This window comes from Aquamicrobium sp. YD-1-mutant5 (genome assembly GCF_059509755.1).
In genome coordinates, this window is sequence record NZ_JCAKKP010000009.1 from 38,728 (window position 1) to 56,341 (window position 17,614).

Consider the following 17,614-nt stretch of genomic DNA (forward strand, 5'->3'; position numbering starts at 1 on the left):
ACCCTGATCCGAGGATGCGCCATGACCAGCCTGCTTTCCGAGTTCGACATTTCCGAAGAGCGCATCCGCACTCTGGTGGCCGATACGCTCAACGGCGCTGACGATGGCGAGCTTTTCCTCGAAAGCAGCGAAAGCGAAGCCCTGCTCTTCGACAATGGCCGGCTCAAGACGGCCAGCTTCAACACCGACCGCGGCTTCGGCCTGCGCGCGGTGGCCGGCGAGGCGACCGGCTACGCGCATTCCAGCGAACTGTCCCATGCCGCCCTGCTGCGCGCCTCCGATGCCGTTGCGACCGTCAAAAGCGGACATGCGGGAACGCTGGCCGACGCGCCTGCGCGCACCAACCGCCACCTCTATTCCGATGACAACCCGATCCCCTCGCCCGGCTTCGACGCCAAGGCGAAGCTGCTGCAGGAGATCGACGCATGGCTGCGCAATGCGGATCCGCGCGTGCGGCAGGTCACTGCCTCGCTCGCATCCTCGTGGCAGCATGTGGAGATCCTGCGCGGCGACGGACAGGTGGTGCGCGACATCCGGCCCATGGTGCGGATGAACGTCTCGGTGGTCGTCGGTGACGGCGACCGCCAGGAAAGCGGCTCCTATGGAGCAGGCGGGCGCAAGGCCTTCGGCGAGTTCCTGACGGAAGACAACTGGAAATATGCGGCAAGCGAGGCGCTCAGGCAGGCGCTCGTCAATCTCGAAGCGGTTCCGGCTCCGGCCGGCACTTTCGACATCGTGCTGGCCAATGGCTGGCCGGGCGTGATGCTGCATGAAGCGGTGGGCCACGGTCTCGAAGGCGACTTCAACCGCAAGAAGACGTCCGCGTTCGCGGGGCTGATGGGGCAACAGGTCGCCGCCAGGGGTGTCACCGTCGTCGATGACGGCACCATCGCTGAGCGAAGGGGCTCGATCACCGTCGATGACGAGGGCACGCCGAGCGCCCACAACGTACTCATCGAGGACGGCAAACTCGTCGGCTACATGCAGGACAGGCAGAACGCGCGGCTGATGGGCATGAAGGCGACCGGCAACGGACGCCGTGAAGGCTATGCCCACCGCCCCATGCCACGCATGACCAACACCTTCATGATGTCCGGCGACAAGACGCCCGAGGAGATCATCGCTTCGGTGAAGAAGGGCGTCTACGCCGTGTCCTTCGGTGGCGGTCAGGTCGACATCACCTCCGGCAAATTCGTGTTCGGCTGCACCGAGGCCTACATGATCGAGGATGGCAAGGTAACGCGTCCGATCAAGGGCGCCATGCTCATCGGCAACGGGCCGGATGCCATGCATCGCGTCTCCATGGTCGGCAACGACACCAGGCTCGACACCGGCATCGGCAATTGCGGCAAGGCCGGCCAGTGGGTGCCGGTCGGCGTCGGCCAGCCGCATCTGCGCATGAACCAGATGACGGTTGGCGGCACGCAGGTCTGATGAGCGGCCTGAAGGCGTTCGCAGTCGCGCTTGGGGCCGTGTTGACGGCCCTTTCCGTTCTTCCGGCACGAGCGGCAGTTGTCTGCACGGTGATCGCCGATGCCCACACAGGCAGCGTGCTGGTGAACGAAGGCCGGTGCGAAGACCGGGTGACGCCCGCCTCCACCTTCAAGATTGCGCTGGCGGCAATGGGCTATGATTCCGGATTTCTGCGGGACGCGGCCAATCCGGTGCTGCCCTTCCGCCAAGGCTATCCGGACTGGGGCGGCGATGCATGGCGCAGGCCAACAGACCCCGCCGCATGGATGCGCCATTCGGTCGTCTGGTACTCGCAGCAGATCACGCGTGAGCTCGGCTTGGAGAAGCTGCGCGGCTACGGACGGAGCTTCGCCTACGGCAATGCCGATTTTTCAGGAGATGCCGGAAAGAACAACGCACTGGAGCGCGCCTGGATTTCGTCCTCGCTGACCATCTCTCCTGTGGAGCAGACAGTTTTCCTGCGCAGGCTGATCACCCGGCAATTGCCGATATCGCGCGACGCCACGGCAAAGACCATGGCGATCGTCGAAAGCAGTGAAACCTCCGATGGCTGGCGGATTTCCGGAAAGACGGGATCAGCCTATCCCCGGAAGACCGACGACACCTTCGATCGGGCGCGGATGTGGGGCTGGTATGTCGGCTGGGCGAGCAAGGGCGACGTGACACTGGTGTTCGCGCGTCTCGTGCAGGATGATAAGCGCGAAAAGCGCTCCGCAGGCCTGCGCGCGCGGGAGGCATTGCTGGCGCAATGGAGCGCGCTCGCCGCGCAGGCGGGCAGGTAAGCCCGAACCTACATCCACGAGGCTGACGATTTCGGCAGCCGGTGGTCGGGATCTATAACGGCGAGGTCGGGCGCGTCGTTTCCGTTCCAGCGCCACAGCGCCACGCATGTGCCGCCGGGCGACATGAAGGACGGATAGATCACACCATCCCAGCCCTGCCGCAGCAATTTTGCCCGCAGCCTGTGGGTATCGGGCACCTTGCCGCGATCCATCATGTCGCGCCATTCGCATTCGTGAATGGCGGGCGAGATGCCGATAGCGTCCAGCGTCTCGTCTTCGGTGAGATCGGCGAGCCGTGCGCCGCTCAGTTCGAGCCGGGCGATCAGCGCCGGGTGCTGGACAAAACCCTGATTGTATTCGGCCCAGGCCGTCGACAATTCGCGCGCCGCATAGATCGTCGGCGCGCCCACCGGGTTCCAGCGCCCGCCGAACCGGGCCGCACCTTCACCCGACAGCGGCAGATAGGCCCATTGCGGCACGAAGGCGCGCCACAGGGTAAGCGGTGCGCTGTCAGGCATAGACGCCGGAGCGCACGGCCTCCAAATAGGCGAGAACCTTGTCGGCCTTGCCTTCGCGGACGAGATCGTAAGCCGTCTTGCCGGCCCAGCCGGGTATGGGCTGGTGCTTGAACCAGATCGCGGCGCGGCGTTCGTCACCCGCCATTTCGCCGGCCATCGCCAATATGCGCACGACAGGGCTGAGCGCCGCATCGACCTTGCGCGCGCCGGTCTTAGCCGCCAGCGTGTTGCGGGCGACGCCGATCAGGGCCGCCAGCTCGGACAGGGTGACGCCAAGCAGTTCGGCCACCCGCCTCGGTGACAGGAAAGGCGAACCGCCTTCGCCGAAGCGGGAAGCATTGATTTCAAGGGCCATGGAGGTGATGATGCGCCCTCCTTTCATATTTTGAACATCTGCCGTTCAAAATAGGCGCAATCGGCGCTCAATTCAAGCGCAGCGCTTTTACCGCCGCTTCTTCGGCTTTTCCAGCAGCGCCACCGCCTCGACATGCGGGGACCACAGGAACTGGTCGATCGGCGTGACCTTCTTCAGGCGATAGCCGCCGGCAAGCAGGATGGCGAGATCGCGCGCGAAGGTGACGGGATTGCACGACACGGCAGCCACCAGCGGCACGTCGGAGCGCGCGATCTGGCGGCACTGGTCCTCCGCCCCGGCGCGTGGCGGATCGAACACCAGACCGTCAAAGGCGTTGAGTTCCTTGAAGGTAAGCGGACGGCGGAACAGGTCGCGCTTTTCGGAGGTCACGCGCTTCAGCCCCGTTGCAAAACGGAAGCCGCGATCCAGCGCGGCAAGGGCGGCTGCCTCGCCTTCCACCGCATGCACCTCCGATTTCGCGGCCAGCCGCAGCGCGAAGCTGCCGCAACCGGCGAAAAGGTCGGCAACCTTCTTCGCCCGCGCCAGATGCTGGCCAACCAGATCGGCCATGGTCTGCTCGGCCGGTTCCGTTGCCTGAAGGAAGGAGCCCGGCGGCACAGGCACCGCCGCAGTGCCGAACAGCACCATCGGCTTCTTCGGCTCGATGATGATTTCGCCATCAACCGACAGCCGCGCCAGCCCATGATGGACAACGAAATTCGAAGCGATCTGGCGCTGGCGTTCGCCCATGCGCCCAGAATCGGAAGCCGCCACGTCGAGCCCGGATGCGGTGACGGTAACCGTCATGTGGAAGGGCTTTGGCGTGGCGCAGATCAGCGTGCCCAGTTCGCGCAGCATATCCAGCGCGCCCACGATCTGCGGCACAGCGACGGGGCATTCCTCAAGCGGCACGATCTGCGACGACAGATGCCGGTTGAACCCCAGAGCGAGGCCCGTATCGGTGCGCCGGGCACTGAACGAAACCCGGCGGCGCGTGTGCGGCGCGCAGGGCACCAGATCGTCCACCTCGCATTCGATGCGCGCGCCCTTCAGCACATGCACCACCTTGTCGCGTTTCCATGCGCGATAGGCGCCATCCTCCAGATGCTGCACCGCGCAACCGCCGCAATCGCCGAAATGACGACAGGCAGGCTCGATCCTGAGTGGCGACTTTTCCAGAACGGCCATCAGCGTCGCACGGTCGCGCTCGCGGGCGGCGGTCACCACCTCCCCGGCCAGCGTGAAGGGAATGAACACCTGCCCGCTTTCGGTATTGGCCACGCCGTCGCCCTGCGCGCCCAGCCTGTCGATCGTAAAGCGCGCGCTCATCGGTCTTTCACTCCGGCCAGCAGGAATTCGCGGTTGCCGTCACCGCCCTCGATCGGCGACGGACGCAAGCCGGGCGCCCGCCAGCCCGGCTGAGCATCCAGCCAGTCGCGCAAGCCGCCGGCGACCCGCTCCGCATCATCAGGGTTCTTCAGCAGTCCGCCCTTGCCGATGGCTTCGCGCCCGGCCTCGAATTGCGGCTTGACCAGAAGCACCGCCCTCGCCCCGGGAGCGGCCAGTTCCAGCGCCGGCGGCAGGGCGAGCTTCAGCGAGATGAAGCTGACATCGGACACGATGAAGTCCGGGATGCGACCGCCCAGATCGGCGGCGGTCAGGTCACGCGCGTTCAGGCCTTCTATCGACGCAACGCGCGGATCGGCCTCGATCTCCCCGCGCATCTGGCCATGTCCGACATCGATTGCGGTGACGTGGGCGGCACCCCGTTCCAGCAGAACCTGCGTAAAGCCACCCGTGGATGCGCCGATGTCGAGCGCCGTGCAGCCCGCCGGATCAAAACCGAAGCCATCGAGACCGGCGAGCAGCTTGAGCGCCGCGCGCGAGACATAGGCGCGGGCCGGATCGTCGATCTCCAGGACAGCATCCGCTGCAACCGTTCGTCCGGGCTTGACCGCCACCTCGCCTTCGACGCGCACGGTTCCGCGCTCGATCGCATCGCGGGCGCGGGATCGGCTGGCGAACAGGCCGCGCTCGATGAGCAGTTCATCGAGACGCAGCCGCCGGCTGGCAGGTGCTTCGGGCTTCATCCGCCTTCATTGACGAAAGGCGGGCGGGAACGCAAGCGCCGTCAGCGCGTCTTCCTGCTTTGCGGCTCCGGGCGCGGGTTGTCGCCGTAGCGGCCATACTGGAGAACCCTGAGCGGCTCGCGCTGTCTTTGCTCTGCCTGCTGCCGGACAAGCACGGGCTGCTGGCCGGGCGCGAAGCTGCCGCGCAGTTCTCCCATCCGTGTGGCCACGATCTCTCGCGCCGCCTCGTCTATGCGGGAGTCGATGCGCGTCTCGGCAGCACCTTGCGCCGTCGCCGCCACCAATCCTGCCAGTCCGCAGAAAAACGCTTTCACTGTCATCACGCCCCTTGTCGGGGTCAGAGCTAACAGCGCGACGTTGAGATTCGACCAAAAGGAACGGTAAGCGAAAAGACAAAAACCAGCGTAAACAGAGGGTTATGATCAAACCGACAGAAGCGGATTCAAGTTTCTCATGCAACGATTCAGCAACCATGCCGCAAATGCGGCCACGGAAGCGGAAAAAGCCTTCGCGCAGATCCGCATTGCGCACTCAGGCGCGCTGGGCGCTTTCGACATGGCCGAGCGCGGCAAACACGGTCCCGACGATGCCGGCGCTGTCCAGCCCGGCCTCCGCATACATCTTCTCCGGCTTGCCGTGATCGGTGAACTCGTCCGGCAGCACAAGCGGCCGTACCTTCAGGCCGCCGTCCAGCAACCCTTCATGGGCAAGGAAGTGCAGCACCTGGGTGGCGAAACCGCCGATGGCGCCCTCCTCCACCGTCAGCAGAATCTCGTGCTCGCGCGCCAGCCGGCGCACCATGTCGGTGTCCAGCGGCTTGGCGAAGCGCGCATCGGCAACCGTGGTGGAAAGCCCGGCCGCGTCCAGCGCCTCGGCGGCCAGCAGGCAATCGGCCAGCCGCGTGCCGAAGGACAGGAGCGCCACGCGCGTGCCCTGCCGCATGATCCGCCCCTTGCCGATGGCCAGCGCCTCGCCACGCTCGGGCATATCGACGCCGATGCCGTTGCCGCGCGGATAGCGGAAGGAGATCGGCCCTTCGTCATATTCAGCAGCGGTGCGCACCATGTGCTTCAGCTCCGCCTCGTCGGCGGCGGCCATGACCACGAAGCCGGGCAGCGAGGCAAGGAAGGTGGTGTCGAAAGCGCCGCAATGGGTCGGCCCGTCCGCACCCACGAAGCCGGCACGGTCGATGGGAAAGCGCACCGGCAGTTTCTGGATCGCCACGTCATGCACGACCTGATCATAGGCGCGCTGGAGGAAGGTGGAATAGATCGCCGCAAAGGGTCTGTAGCCCTCGGTGGCGAGGCCTGCCGCAAAGGTCACCGCATGTTGCTCGGCGATGCCCACATCGAAAGTGCGCGAAGGAAACGCCTCGCCGAACAGATCGAGCCCGGTGCCGGAAGGCATGGCGGCAGTGACGGCGACGATTTTCTCGTCCTCCCGCGCTTCCTGGATCAGGCTTTCGGCGAACACCCTTGTATAGGCCGGTGAATTAGCGGGGGCCTTGGCCTGCGCTCCGGTGATGACGTCGAATTTGTTGACGCCGTGATACTTGTCGGCAGCGGCTTCGGCAGGCGCATAGCCCTTGCCCTTCTGCGTCACCACATGGATCAGAACCGGGCCTTCGCCATGGTCGCGCACATTCTTCAGCACCGGCACCAGATGCTCCAGATTGTGGCCGTCGATGGGGCCGATGTGGAAGAAGCCCATTTCCTCGAACAGCGTGCCGCCGGTGACGTAGCCACGGGCATGTTCCACTGCCCGGGTGATCGCCCGGTCGGCGCGTTTGCCGAGATAAGCGGTCAGTTTCTTGCCCAGTTCGCGAACGCCCTGATAGGTGCGCCCCGAAGCCAGCCGCGCCAGATAAGAACTCATCGCGCCGCTGGGCGGGGCGATCGACATGTCGTTGTCGTTGAGGATGACGATCAGCCGCGAGCCCTGCGCGCCCGCATTGTTGAGCGCCTCATAGGCCATGCCGGCCGACATTGAGCCGTCACCGATGACGGCGATGACATTGTTGCGCCCGCCGGCGAGATTGCGCGCCACCGCCATGCCGAGGCCGGCCGAGATGGACGTGGAGGAATGCGCCGCACCGAACGGATCGTATTCGCTCTCGTCGCGCTTGGTGAAGCCCGAAAGGCCACCCTCCTGCCGCAGGGTGCGGATGCGGTCGCGGCGGCCGGTGAGGATCTTGTGCGGATAGGTCTGATGGCCGACGTCCCAGATGATGCGGTCGGCCGGCGTATCGAACACATAGTGCAGCGCCACGGTAAGCTCGATCACGCCAAGACCGGCACCCAGATGACCGCCCGTGTGCGACACCACGTCGATGGTTTCCCGGCGCAACTCATCGGCCAGTTGCGGCAGCGCACTTTCGGGAAGGGTTCGCATATCCGCCGGAATGCGGACCTTGTCGAGAAGCGGCGTCTCAAGAGGCTGGGTATGGGGCGTGGCGTTCATCGGTGGCGTCCTCCCGAAGCTGGAGCCTGCGGCCGGAATAGGCCGGCAGGCCGGAAATGTAAACGCCGCCCGCAGCCCGGGAGCGTTATTGCTCAGCCCTTTGGCAGCGGTACGAATTCTTCCTCATCGCCCGGCACGATATCGAAGCGGCCGGTACGCCATTCTTCCTTGGCCTGCTCGATGCGTTCCTTCGAGGAGGAGACGAAATTCCACCATATGTAGCGTTTGCTGCCCAGCGAGTCGCCGCCAAACAGCATGAAATGCGCGCCGCGCTCTGAACTCACCACGATCTCGTCGCCGGGTTTGAAAACCAGAAGCCGGTCCGCGGGGAAACGATCGCCGGAGATGGAAACCTCTCCGTCCAGCGTATAGATGGCCCGTTCCTCGGCATCCTGCGGTATTTTCACGCTGGCCCCGGCCTCCAGCCGGATATCGGCATAGAGCGTCTTCGACGCCACCGAGACAGGCGAGTTCATGCCCTCGAACGAGCCGATGACGACCCTGCCCTTCACACCCTCAGCCTCGAAGCGCGGAAGCTCGGCCTTCACCGTGTGATCGAATACCGGAGCGACCTCTTCCTTGCCATCCGGCAGGGCGAGCCAGGTCTGCAGCCCGGAGACGGACATTGGCGCACCGCGCAGTTCCTCGGGCGTGCGCTCGGAATGGACGATGCCACGGCCAGCCGTCATCAGGTTCACGTCGCCCGGCTCGATCACCATTTCGGTGCCGAGCGAATCGCGGTGCCTGATCTTGCCGTCGAACAGATAGGTGACGGTGGACAAGCCGATATGCGGATGCGGCCGCACGTCCAGAGCCTCGCCGGCCCTCAAAATCGCGGGGCCCATGCGGTCGAAGAAGATGAAAGGGCCGACCAGCCGGCGACGGGCCGTCGGCAACGCGCGGCGCACCTGAAATCCGTCAATGTCACGGGCATTGGGTACGACCATGAGTTCGATCTGATCGCAGGCGAAAGCATCGCCGACATTGGGGTCGTTTCCGGGAAAAAAGCTCATGGCCTGCCTCACAGGTTGGCGTCCTGAGCGCCGTGCGTCCTATCGGACGCACAAGGGACGCTCCAGCACTTTGATTGAGCATCGGAGCGAAGCTGTCCGACATTTTCGGATTGTGCCGATGCCCATTCAGAATGCCAGAGCCTGCCTTGCACGAGTGTCATCGCGTTCGGCGCTCTGATGCCTGCAATGTAGGCCGCACCAGGCCTGTCGGAAAGCGTCGTTCGGATAACGGACCGTTCAATGTCCGTCACTTTCGGGCCCGCCGCCCGCAGCTTACTCCGCGTCGAGGGGCTCGGTGCCGGCGGGCTTGCCGTCGCGGGCGAGCCTGATCTTCTCCACCTTGTCCTCGGCCGCCTTCAGCAGGCGATCGCAATGGGCCTTCAGGGCCTCGCCCCGCTCGTAGATGCGGATCGACTGGTCGAGCGGTACCTCGCCACGCTCAAGGTCCTCGACGATCTTTTCCAGAGCATCGAGCGCCTGCTCGAAGCTCATCGCCTTCACGTCTTCGTTGGTCGAAGCTTCCATGCATTCTATCCCTTCATCAGGCGGCCGACATGGGCCGCAACCGAAAACGCCAGCCCGTGCAGGTCGTAGCCGCCTTCCAGCAGGCTGACGAGCCGGTTGTCGCAATAGCGCGCCGCGCGTTCCAGCACATAGCCCGTCGCCCAGTCGAAATCGTCCTCGGTCAGGTTTATGTCCGCCAGCGGATCGCGGTGGTGGGCATCGAAACCGGCCGAGATGATGATGAGATCCGGCGCGAAATCATCGATGCGGGGCAGGATGCGGGTGCCGAAGGCCTCGCGGAACGCATCGGAGCCCGTGTCGGGTGCCAGCGGCACGTTGACGACATTGCCGAACGCGCCGGTTTCGTTGCGCCGTCCGCTGCCCGGAAACAGGGGAAGCTGGTGCGTCGAGCAATAGAGAACGCTCGGATCATCCCAGAAGATGTCCTGCGTGCCATTGCCGTGGTGGACGTCCCAGTCGATGATGGCGACGCGCTCTGCGCCATGCTTCTTCTGTGCATGGCGGGCGGCGATCGCGGCATTGTTGAACAGGCAGAAGCCCATAGCCGCGGCTTTCTCGGCATGATGGCCGGGCGGGCGCGAGGCTACGAACACATTGTCGGCGGCGCCCGAGAATACGTCGTCCACCGCCGCATTCGCCGCGCCGATCGCGGTAAGGGCGGCATCCCAGCTCTTCGGGCTCATGACGGTGTCGCCATCGAGGGTGGCGATACCCTCCTCCGGTACGGCCGCACGCAGCCGCTCCACATAGCTTTCGGGGTGGGCATAAAGAAGCGTTGCCTCGTCGCCCTGAGGGGCCTCGGCGCGGTCCAGCAATTCGAATGGCTCTTCCATCAGCACGCGCTCGATGGCGCGCAGCCGGTCAGGCCGCTCCGGATGTCCCGGCGGCGTCAGGTGCTCCAGATAGACCGGATGGCTGTAGAGGCGGGTCGTCATCCGACCTGATATAGGCTTTTGCCCGACTTTTTGCCATGCCAGAAGCCACGGGACGGCGCTCTGTCAACAGGCGGAACCGGGCGTTGCGTCATCGAGCAGCAATCCATCCAGAAGCATCTTGAAAGCCTCCACCGCCTTGCCCGCAGCGGCGGCAGGGTCAGGCGCATTGGCGATCCACTGGGCGGCGAAGGTGGATGCACCGGTGATCAGCCTAGCGGCGGCTTCCGCGTCCATCTCCCGCACCACGCCCTCTTCCTGAAGCTCCCGGATGCCCGACGAGATCACCTCGATGCAGTTCAGGGCGGTCGGCCAGGCGGAGGGATTGCCCAGAACGGCAGGACCGTCACACAGCACAATGCGCTGTATCTCCGGCTCCAGCGCCATGTTCAGATAGTTGACGTTCTGGTCCACGAAACGCTGCCAGCGGCTCGCCGACATGTCCGCAGCAGCAGCCAGACGCTCCGACATCTCGGCATCGATCTCGACGATCACCGCCAGCAGCAGACCCTTCTTGTCGCCGAAGTGGTGATAAAGGGCGCCGCGGGTCAGCCCCGCCTCGGCGGTGAAATCATCCATGGACGCCTCGGCATACCCCTTTTCGACAAACGCCTTGCGGGCGGCGTCAATCAGTTTGGCGCGGGTTTCAGCGATCATTTCCGAGCGTGGCTTGCGCATTCTCTCCATCCATTCACATATGTTCACTCGCATACGTAATGTATGTCAATTGACATACGCGGCGTATGTCGCTATCTCGTTTCGCATACGCCACGTATGCGAAACTATGTAAGTGGCGCTCCACCAAATGTCGAGGAGCATTCCAGATGCCCAATCCCTACAGCGAGATATTCCGCGCGCCCGGCACGAAAGGCTTCGCCGCCGCCGGCTTCATCGCGCGTCTTCCCATCGCCATGGCGCCAATCGGCATCGTGGCCATGCTGTCCCAGACTCACGGCGAATACTGGCTGGCCGGTGCGGTCTCCGCCACCTATGCGCTGACCAACGCATTTCTGGCGCCGCAGATTTCACGGCTGATCGACCGTCTGGGCCAGACCACAGTGGCCGCGCCCGCCGCGACGATTTCCGCAATCGCCTTCCTTGTCCTGATCGTCGCCACCAACCAGCATTGGCCGGTGTGGACATTGTTCGCATCCGCCCTGCTTGCCGCTACCATGCCCAGCATACCGGCAATGGTGCGGGCGCGCTGGACCGGCATTTTCAGGGACCAGCCCGGACTGTACACGGCCTTCGCCTTCGAATCCGTCGCGGATGAGCTGGTCTATATCGCCGGTGCATCGCTGTCGGTCGGCTTGAGCGTGGCGCTGTTTCCCGAAGCCGGGATGCTGGCAAGCACACTGTTCCTCGCCGTCGGCACGGCGGCATTCCTCCTGCAGCGTTCTACGGAACCGCGTCTGGAGCCATCGGCCGAACGCGCCACGGGGTCAGCGATCCGCCTGCGCCCGGTCCAGATCATCACGCTTGCGCTGATCTTCGTCGGGGTCATCTTCGCCACCGCCGAGGTCAGTACGGTCGCGATGACGAAGGAACTGGGCCAGCCGGGTGCGGCCAGCCTCGTGATCGGCGTCTATGCGCTGGGGTCCTTCATCGTCGGCATCATCGTGGGAGGCCTCAACCTCACGATGCCGCTGCCCCGACGGATGCTCATATCGGTAGCGGCCATCGCACTTACCACATTGCCGCTGCTTCTCGCTGACACAGTGTTGATGCTGGCCATAACCGTATTCATCAGCGGGCTGGCGATCTCGCCGACCTTCATCACCGCTTTCGGCCTGATCGAGCGGCGCGTGCCAGAAGCGATGCTGACGGAAGGCATCACCTGGGTGATGACGGGCATCGGCATCGGCATGGCGCTCGGAGCCTTCGCGGCCGGCTGGGTCGTCGACACATTCGGCGCGCACAGCGGCTTCTTTGTGTCGGTCGCAGCCGCCTTTGCCTCCCTGCTGACAGTACTTTCCGGCCAGAAGAGCCTTGCCGGCGGCCGGCAGGAAATACCCGGCAACACTCTGGCGCAGCCGGCGGAGTGATGAGGCATCAAAGCTCGCAGACTCCGGGGAATCTCTCCGGAGCCCGCATTTCAAAGGTCTTTCGCCTGATGCGCTATGAACGCGAAATGCTTATCGGATTTCGGTCGAGACGATGCGAATGCCGAAGCCTTCCAGCCCGACATAATGACGCTCGCGCGAGGCGATGAGATTGATCGACGAAATGCCGAGATCCTTCAGGATCTGCGCCCCCAGTCCGATCTCGCGCCACTCGTTCTCGCGATTGCGGGCTTCCTCGTGATCCTCATCTCCGCCCCGGCTACGGCTTTCCTTCTGGCCGACACCGACGGATCCTTCCCGCAGATAGACGATGACGCCGCGCTGCTGTGCACCCATCGTCTCCATGATACCATCCAGCCTGCCGCCCGTTCCGAACACGTCGGAAACGACATTTTCCGGATGCAGGCGCACCGGCACTTCCTCGCCATCGCGAATGTCGCCGAAGACCACGGCGAGATGCTGCATCGGATCCCAGGGGAGCGTATAGGCATAAAGTCTGGCCTTGCCGCCGGGTGTCTCTATGTCGGTGCTGGCGACGCGTTCGACCAGCGTTTCCTGCCGCTGGCGGTAGGCGATGAGGTCTGCCACTGAAACCTGCTTCAGCCCGTTCTTCTCTGCGAACGCCTGCACCTGAGGCCCGCGCATCACCGTTCCATCGTCATTGACCAGTTCGGAAATGACGCCGACGGGCGGCAGATTGGCCAGCTTGCACAGGTCGACGGCCGCTTCCGTATGGCCCGAGCGCATCAAAACACCGCCTTCGCGGGCGATGAGCGGGAAGATGTGGCCCGGGCGCACGAAATCGGACGGGCCGACATTGCCATTGGCCAGATTGCGCACGGTCAGCGTGCGATCGTCCGCCGAAATGCCGGTCGTCGTGCCATGCTTGAAATCGACCGAAACAGTGAAGGCGGTGGTGTGGGCGGAATCGTTTTCCGCCACCATCGGCGCAAGGTTGAGCCGGCGCGCATCCTCGCGCAGCATCGGCGTGCAGACGATGCCGGAGGTGTGGCGCACGATGAAGGCCATCTTCTCCGGCGTACAGTGGACGGCGGCGACGATCAGATCGCCCTCATTCTCGCGCCCGTCATCATCCATGACCACGACGATCTCGCCGCGCTCGAAAGCGCGGATGGCTTCAACGATCTTCTTCTGGTCGTAGGACATGAGGCTCGCTTCGCTAAAAAAGAACGACGGAATAAGAAACGGCATAAGGCCTCGAACAGGGACGGGCAAGTCCGCCCTTTCGCAGCCGGCTACGCGTCCGCCCTGCCCGTCTGGCCGCGATGGCGCAGATAATGATCGGCGATGGCGCAGGCGACCATGGCCTCTCCCACCGGTACGGCGCGAATGCCGACGCACGGATCGTGGCGTCCTTTGGTGCGCACTTCCACTTCCGCCCCATCCTTGTCGATCGAAAGGCGCGGGGTCAGGATCGAGGATGTCGGCTTCACCGCAAAACGCGCCACCACCGGCGCGCCGGTCGAAATGCCACCAAGGATGCCGCCAGCCTTGTTGGACAGAAACATCGGGCGACCGTCATTGCCCATGCGCATCTCGTCGGCATTCTCCTCGCCGGTGATGCGGGCCGCCTCGAAGCCGTTGCCGATTTCCACGCCCTTGACCGCGTTGATCGACATCAGGTTGCCGGCAATGTCCTGATCGAGCTTGCCGTAAAGCGGCGCACCAAGGCCTGCCGGAACGCCGTCCGCCACGATCTCGACAATTGCCCCGACCGAGGAGCCGGCCTTGCGGATTTCGTCCAGATAGCTTGTGAAAACAGGAACCGAAGCCGGGTCCGGCGTGAAGAACGGATTGTCTTCATGGCCGACGAAATCCCAGTCCCAGTTGGCGCGGTCGATGTCCTTCACGCCCATGGAAACCAGAGCGCCGCGCACCACGAGGCCGGGCACTATCCTGCGGGCAAGAGCGCCGGCGGCGACGCGCGCAGCGGTTTCGCGCGCGGATGAGCGTCCGCCGCCGCGATGGTCGCGCAGGCCGTATTTGACGTCATAGGTGTAGTCGGCATGGCCGGGGCGATACTGCCGCGCGATCTCGCCATAGTCCTTCGAGCGCTGGTCGACATTCTCGATCAGCATAGAGACCGGCGTGCCGGTGGTGATCATCGTCTCGCCATCGTCATCGAAGACGAAGCCCGAGAGCACCTTCACCTGATCGGGTTCGCGCCTTTGCGTGACGAAGCGCGACTGCCCCGGACGGCGTCGGTCGAGTTCCGACTGGATGTCTGCCAGCGTAAAGCGGATGCCGGGCGGGCATCCGTCAACCACGCAGCCAAGCGCGGCACCATGGCTTTCGCCCCATGTTGTGACGCGGAACATATGGCCGAACGTGTTGTGCGACATTGGCAAATCCCTGCCTTTTCACGCCGGGGCCTGTTGGATGGCCCGGTCCCGATCCGATGTTGCCAGCGTTCTATTGGCGTTTTTTGCGGTGGTCAAACCGTCATCGACGGCGTCTAAGCTTTGACACATTGGGCTGGTTCTGTTCACATCGCCGCGTCTCCGCAATCAACCGGCGTCAGGCCGGAGCAAGAAACAAGAGGACGACACATGCAAATTCGAATCGGGCGCATTTTCGCTGGCGCCGCTGCAGCCCTCCTGATGCTCTCGGGCATGGCCCTGGCCGAGCAGGCCGAAGGGACCATCAAACAGGTCAGCAAGGAAAACATGACCCTGACGCTGGATAACGGCAAGTCCTACAAGCTCAACGCCGAAATGGATGTGGACGCACTCAGCGCCGGAATGGAAGTCGTCATCGCCTACGACGTGACCGGCGGCGAAAACGTCATCACCGACATGCAGGTGGTCGAATAAGGCAGGTGGTCGAATAAGGCAGGTGGTCGAATAAGGCAGGCGGCGGCGGACAGAAATGCTCTCAGAGCCAGTCCAGCCTGTCGCCCTGCCAGCGCAGGATGCGATCCTGCGGAATGGTGAGCGCGCAGGCTTCTTCCTTGCTCAGCCCACCGGCGAAGCGGAACAGCCCGCGGATCACTCCGCCATGGGTCACGCAGACTGAGGGACCCTGCAAGGTGCGAAATACAGGCGTCACCCGCTCCAGAAGCATCTGATAGCTTTCCGCCCCTTCGCCGGGCGGCTGGAAATCCCATTTGGCAAGATGGCGCTCGCGCGTCGAGCCCGGATGCAGCGCTTCCAGCTCGTCGGCCGTATAGCCCTGCCAGTCGCCGAAATTCAGCTCCTTGAGGCGCTCGTCCATCCGGTAGGCCATCGGGTCGAGACCCATGGCACCGCGCAACAGCTCCATCGTGTGGCGGGTGCGCGCCATCGGGCTTGCAACGAAATCATATCCTGCCGCATCACCGATCAGGCCGGCGAGCGCGCGTCCGTTGGCCGCCGCCTGCTCCCGGCCGAGGGCATTGAGATCGATGTCGGCCTGCCCCTGAAGACGAAGTTCCGCGTTCCAGTCGGTCTGACCGTGACGCACCACATAAACAGGCGCAGGCATTTTCCGGGGGTATCCTCTGACAACCTCGGCCCGGAGGCCGAAAAGAAATGTGGAGTGTCAGTCCTTGATGGTGGAGATGTCCGGGGCATCGACAGCCTTCATGCCCACGACATGATAGCCGGAATCGACGTGATGCACCTCGCCGGTAACGCCGCGTGACAGGTCGGACAGCAGATAGAGGCCCGAATCACCGACCTCTTCCGGCGTGACGGTGCGCTTGAGCGGCGAGTTGTACTCGTTCCACTTCAGGATATAGCGGAAGTCGCCGATGCCCGATGCGGCCAGCGTCTTGATCGGACCGGCCGAGATGGCGTTGACGCGGATGCCGCGTCCGCCGAGATCGACGGCCAGATAGCGAACGCTGGCTTCAAGTGCTGCCTTGGCAATGCCCATCACGTTGTAATGCGGCATCACCTTCTCGGCGCCGTAATAGGTCAGCGTGAGCAGCGAGCCGCCATCGTTCATGATCGCTTCGGCGCGCCTGGCGATGTCGGTGAAGGAAAACACCGAGATTTCCATGGTGCGGTTGAAGTTGGCGCGAGTCGTCTCGACATAGCGCCCGTCCAGCTCCTCCTTGTCGGAGAAGGCGATGGCGTGCACCAGAAAGTCGATCTTGCCGAAATGGCGCTCGACCTCCGCAAACACCGCATCCAGGCTTTCCGGATCGGTCACGTCGCAATGGCCGGCGATATGCGCGCCGAGCTCAGCCGCCAGCGGCTCAACGCGCTTCTTGAACGCCTCGCCCTGATAGGTCAGCGCGATTTCGGCTCCGTGATCGACACAGGCCCTGGCGATACCGAAAGCGATGGAGCGATTGTTGGCGACACCCAGAATGAGGCCACGCTTCCCGGCCATGAGGCCCTGTACACCCGCCATGTCAGCGTTCTCCGCAAATTGTCCGCTTGAGAGCAAGCCCTATCGCACAGGCGCTTGCGGGCTTCAAGGTCTCAAACGTCAATGAACCGACTGCCGGTCACACCTTCTTCGCGCGCATCAGCGCCTCAAGCTCACTGTCGCCGCCTTCCGGCAGCATCAGCCGGACATGCACATAGAGGTCGCCATGCCCGCCGGCCTTCGTCGGCAGACCCTTGCCCTTCAGGCGCAGCACCTTGTCGGAACTGGACCATGCCGGCACATTGACGGCCAGTTTGCCGGTTGGCGTTTCCACAGCGATCTTGGCCCCCAAAACCGCGTCACGAAGGGGCACCGGCAGGTCGACATGCAGATCGCGCCCTTCCACGGTATAACGCGGATGGTTCAGGAAGCGGATCTTGACCAGTGCATCGCCCGGTGCGCCATAGCCCTGCGCGCCCTGCCCCTTGAGACGGATGGTCTGCCCGTCCTCGACAAAGGCGGGCAGCTTGACGGCGATCTTGCGGCCATCGGGAAACTGGGCCGTCACCTTCGGTGTCGTTGCCGCTTCCTCGATGCTGATACCAAGCTCGACATTGATGTCCTGACCGCGCGGAGCCTGGCCCCTGCGTTCACCGCCAGAAGAACGCGCGCCCTGCTGGCGGGCGAAGGCATCGCCGAAAATGTGACTGAAAATATCCTCGCCGAAAGCTTCGCCGCCGGGACCATTGCCACGGAACTCAAAATGCGTCCCTCCCGGCCCCTGCTGGCGCCGGAATCCGGAAAAGGGATCGCCGCCGGCCGCGCCCTCGAAGCCCTGGAACAGCGGCTTGCCGTCCGGGCCGATCTCGCCACGGTCGAAGGCTGCGCGCTGCTTCTCGTCGCCGACGATCTCATAAGCCTGATTTGCAGCCGCGAAATGATCCTTGGCCTTCGGATCATCCGGATTCTGGTCCGGGTGATACTTCTTGGCCAGTTTTCGATAGGCCGACTTGATTTCCTTTGCCGAGGCGTTCCTTGCAACGCCCAGCACCTCATACGGGTCGCGCATATAACCTGCCTGCCAGA

The 17,614-nt window shown here is 64.0% G+C and carries 19 protein-coding genes; 4 read left to right on the forward strand and 15 right to left on the reverse strand.

Features of this window, described 5'->3' with window-relative positions; genetic code table 11:
• Positions 1-21: 21 nt before the first annotated feature.
• Together tldD and blaOXA are read left to right on the forward strand one after the other, a co-directional pair.
• A complete protein-coding gene (gene tldD / locus AC5XE7_RS13530) occupies positions 22-1,434 on the forward strand; it encodes a metalloprotease TldD (RefSeq protein ID WP_495366436.1) in 1,413 nt (470 codons plus the stop codon).
• Entirely contained in the window at positions 1,434-2,255 is an 822-nt protein-coding gene (gene blaOXA / locus AC5XE7_RS13535; protein ID WP_495366437.1) for a class D beta-lactamase, read from the forward strand. Before tldD ends, blaOXA begins: the two co-directional genes overlap by 1 nt.
• A gap of 8 nt (positions 2,256-2,263) precedes the next feature.
• Here blaOXA and AC5XE7_RS13540 read toward each other — a convergent pair whose 3' ends face one another.
• The 10 genes from AC5XE7_RS13540 to AC5XE7_RS13585 all read right to left on the reverse strand — a co-directional run bounded on the left by AC5XE7_RS13540 (position 2,264) and on the right by AC5XE7_RS13585 (position 10,826).
• Positions 2,264-2,773, reverse strand: a complete 510-nt coding sequence (locus AC5XE7_RS13540) for an RES family NAD+ phosphorylase (RefSeq protein WP_495366438.1) — start codon at positions 2,771-2,773, stop codon at positions 2,264-2,266.
• The gene (locus tag AC5XE7_RS13545) at positions 2,766-3,128 is read right to left on the reverse strand and encodes an antitoxin Xre/MbcA/ParS toxin-binding domain-containing protein (protein ID WP_495366496.1); all 363 of its coding nucleotides are present in this window, start codon (positions 3,126-3,128) and stop codon (positions 2,766-2,768) included. Before AC5XE7_RS13545 ends, AC5XE7_RS13540 begins: the two co-directional genes overlap by 8 nt.
• A gap of 87 nt (positions 3,129-3,215) precedes the next feature.
• On the reverse strand, positions 3,216-4,457 hold the full coding sequence (locus AC5XE7_RS13550; RefSeq protein WP_495366439.1) for a class I SAM-dependent RNA methyltransferase: 1,242 nt from the start codon (positions 4,455-4,457) through the stop codon (positions 3,216-3,218).
• On the reverse strand, positions 4,454-5,218 hold the full coding sequence (locus AC5XE7_RS13555) for a TlyA family RNA methyltransferase (protein ID WP_495366440.1): 765 nt from the start codon (positions 5,216-5,218) through the stop codon (positions 4,454-4,456). Before AC5XE7_RS13555 ends, AC5XE7_RS13550 begins: the two co-directional genes overlap by 4 nt.
• A gap of 41 nt (positions 5,219-5,259) precedes the next feature.
• A complete protein-coding gene (locus AC5XE7_RS13560; protein ID WP_495366441.1) occupies positions 5,260-5,538 on the reverse strand; it encodes a hypothetical protein in 279 nt (92 codons plus the stop codon).
• A gap of 211 nt (positions 5,539-5,749) precedes the next feature.
• Positions 5,750-7,678 carry a 1-deoxy-D-xylulose-5-phosphate synthase gene (gene dxs, locus AC5XE7_RS13565; protein WP_495366442.1) on the reverse strand — a complete coding sequence of 643 codons (1,929 nt, stop codon included), beginning with the start codon at positions 7,676-7,678 and terminating at the stop codon, positions 5,750-5,752.
• 92 nt (positions 7,679-7,770) lie between these two features.
• Positions 7,771-8,691 carry a pirin family protein gene (locus AC5XE7_RS13570; RefSeq protein WP_495366443.1) on the reverse strand — a complete coding sequence of 307 codons (921 nt, stop codon included), beginning with the start codon at positions 8,689-8,691 and terminating at the stop codon, positions 7,771-7,773.
• Positions 8,692-8,964: 273 nt separating this feature from the next.
• Complete coding sequence (locus tag AC5XE7_RS13575) at positions 8,965-9,216, reverse strand: exodeoxyribonuclease VII small subunit (protein ID WP_183828188.1); 252 nt, start codon at positions 9,214-9,216, stop codon at positions 8,965-8,967.
• 5 nt (positions 9,217-9,221) lie between these two features.
• Positions 9,222-10,151 carry a histone deacetylase family protein gene (locus AC5XE7_RS13580; RefSeq protein ID WP_495366444.1) on the reverse strand — a complete coding sequence of 310 codons (930 nt, stop codon included), beginning with the start codon at positions 10,149-10,151 and terminating at the stop codon, positions 9,222-9,224.
• A gap of 63 nt (positions 10,152-10,214) precedes the next feature.
• Positions 10,215-10,826, reverse strand: a complete 612-nt coding sequence (locus AC5XE7_RS13585; protein ID WP_280199930.1) for a TetR/AcrR family transcriptional regulator — start codon at positions 10,824-10,826, stop codon at positions 10,215-10,217.
• A gap of 146 nt (positions 10,827-10,972) precedes the next feature.
• Between AC5XE7_RS13585 and AC5XE7_RS13590 the strand changes: the two genes are divergently transcribed.
• Positions 10,973-12,193, forward strand: a complete 1,221-nt coding sequence (locus AC5XE7_RS13590; RefSeq protein ID WP_495366445.1) for an MFS transporter — start codon at positions 10,973-10,975, stop codon at positions 12,191-12,193.
• A 90-nt stretch (positions 12,194-12,283) separates the two neighbouring features.
• Here AC5XE7_RS13590 and ribB read toward each other — a convergent pair whose 3' ends face one another.
• Together ribB and aroC are read right to left on the reverse strand one after the other, a co-directional pair.
• Entirely contained in the window at positions 12,284-13,378 is a 1,095-nt protein-coding gene (ribB, locus tag AC5XE7_RS13595; protein ID WP_183828175.1) for a 3,4-dihydroxy-2-butanone-4-phosphate synthase, read from the reverse strand.
• A gap of 89 nt (positions 13,379-13,467) precedes the next feature.
• Entirely contained in the window at positions 13,468-14,574 is a 1,107-nt protein-coding gene (gene aroC / locus AC5XE7_RS13600; protein WP_495366446.1) for a chorismate synthase, read from the reverse strand.
• 207 nt (positions 14,575-14,781) lie between these two features.
• On the opposite strand from aroC, the gene AC5XE7_RS13605 reads away from it, so the two are divergent.
• Positions 14,782-15,045, forward strand: coding sequence for a DUF1344 domain-containing protein (locus tag AC5XE7_RS13605; protein WP_183828169.1), 264 nt, complete (start codon positions 14,782-14,784; stop codon positions 15,043-15,045).
• 61 nt (positions 15,046-15,106) lie between these two features.
• Here AC5XE7_RS13605 and AC5XE7_RS13610 read toward each other — a convergent pair whose 3' ends face one another.
• The 3 genes from AC5XE7_RS13610 to AC5XE7_RS13620 form a co-directional block, all read right to left on the reverse strand.
• Positions 15,107-15,694 carry a histidine phosphatase family protein gene (locus AC5XE7_RS13610; protein ID WP_239800848.1) on the reverse strand — a complete coding sequence of 196 codons (588 nt, stop codon included), beginning with the start codon at positions 15,692-15,694 and terminating at the stop codon, positions 15,107-15,109.
• Between the two features lie 57 nt (positions 15,695-15,751).
• Positions 15,752-16,570: an enoyl-ACP reductase FabI gene (fabI, locus tag AC5XE7_RS13615; protein ID WP_183828163.1), complete on the reverse strand. Its 819-nt coding sequence runs from the start codon at positions 16,568-16,570 to the stop codon at positions 15,752-15,754.
• 97 nt (positions 16,571-16,667) lie between these two features.
• On the reverse strand, positions 16,668-17,597 hold the full coding sequence (locus AC5XE7_RS13620) for a DnaJ C-terminal domain-containing protein (RefSeq protein WP_495366447.1): 930 nt from the start codon (positions 17,595-17,597) through the stop codon (positions 16,668-16,670).
• Positions 17,598-17,614 lie beyond the last annotated feature (17 nt).

Coding starts and splice junctions, on each gene's coding strand:
- tldD (WP_495366436.1), top strand. CDS start 22: ATGACCAGCCTGCTTTCCGAGTTCGACATTTCCGAAGAGCGCATCCGC.
- blaOXA (WP_495366437.1), top strand. CDS start 1,434: ATGAGCGGCCTGAAGGCGTTCGCAGTCGCGCTTGGGGCCGTGTTGACG.
- AC5XE7_RS13540 (WP_495366438.1), bottom strand. CDS start 2,773: ATGCCTGACAGCGCACCGCTTACCCTGTGGCGCGCCTTCGTGCCGCAA.
- AC5XE7_RS13545 (WP_495366496.1), bottom strand. CDS start 3,128: ATGGCCCTTGAAATCAATGCTTCCCGCTTCGGCGAAGGCGGTTCGCCT.
- AC5XE7_RS13550 (WP_495366439.1), bottom strand. CDS start 4,457: ATGAGCGCGCGCTTTACGATCGACAGGCTGGGCGCGCAGGGCGACGGC.
- AC5XE7_RS13555 (WP_495366440.1), bottom strand. CDS start 5,218: ATGAAGCCCGAAGCACCTGCCAGCCGGCGGCTGCGTCTCGATGAACTG.
- AC5XE7_RS13560 (WP_495366441.1), bottom strand. CDS start 5,538: ATGACAGTGAAAGCGTTTTTCTGCGGACTGGCAGGATTGGTGGCGGCG.
- dxs (WP_495366442.1), bottom strand. CDS start 7,678: ATGAACGCCACGCCCCATACCCAGCCTCTTGAGACGCCGCTTCTCGAC.
- AC5XE7_RS13570 (WP_495366443.1), bottom strand. CDS start 8,691: ATGAGCTTTTTTCCCGGAAACGACCCCAATGTCGGCGATGCTTTCGCC.
- AC5XE7_RS13575 (WP_183828188.1), bottom strand. CDS start 9,216: ATGGAAGCTTCGACCAACGAAGACGTGAAGGCGATGAGCTTCGAGCAG.
- AC5XE7_RS13580 (WP_495366444.1), bottom strand. CDS start 10,151: ATGACGACCCGCCTCTACAGCCATCCGGTCTATCTGGAGCACCTGACG.
- AC5XE7_RS13585 (WP_280199930.1), bottom strand. CDS start 10,826: ATGCGCAAGCCACGCTCGGAAATGATCGCTGAAACCCGCGCCAAACTG.
- AC5XE7_RS13590 (WP_495366445.1), top strand. CDS start 10,973: ATGCCCAATCCCTACAGCGAGATATTCCGCGCGCCCGGCACGAAAGGC.
- ribB (WP_183828175.1), bottom strand. CDS start 13,378: ATGTCCTACGACCAGAAGAAGATCGTTGAAGCCATCCGCGCTTTCGAG.
- aroC (WP_495366446.1), bottom strand. CDS start 14,574: ATGTCGCACAACACGTTCGGCCATATGTTCCGCGTCACAACATGGGGC.
- AC5XE7_RS13605 (WP_183828169.1), top strand. CDS start 14,782: ATGCAAATTCGAATCGGGCGCATTTTCGCTGGCGCCGCTGCAGCCCTC.
- AC5XE7_RS13610 (WP_239800848.1), bottom strand. CDS start 15,694: ATGCCTGCGCCTGTTTATGTGGTGCGTCACGGTCAGACCGACTGGAAC.
- fabI (WP_183828163.1), bottom strand. CDS start 16,570: ATGGCGGGTGTACAGGGCCTCATGGCCGGGAAGCGTGGCCTCATTCTG.
- AC5XE7_RS13620 (WP_495366447.1), bottom strand. CDS start 17,597: ATGCGCGACCCGTATGAGGTGCTGGGCGTTGCAAGGAACGCCTCGGCA.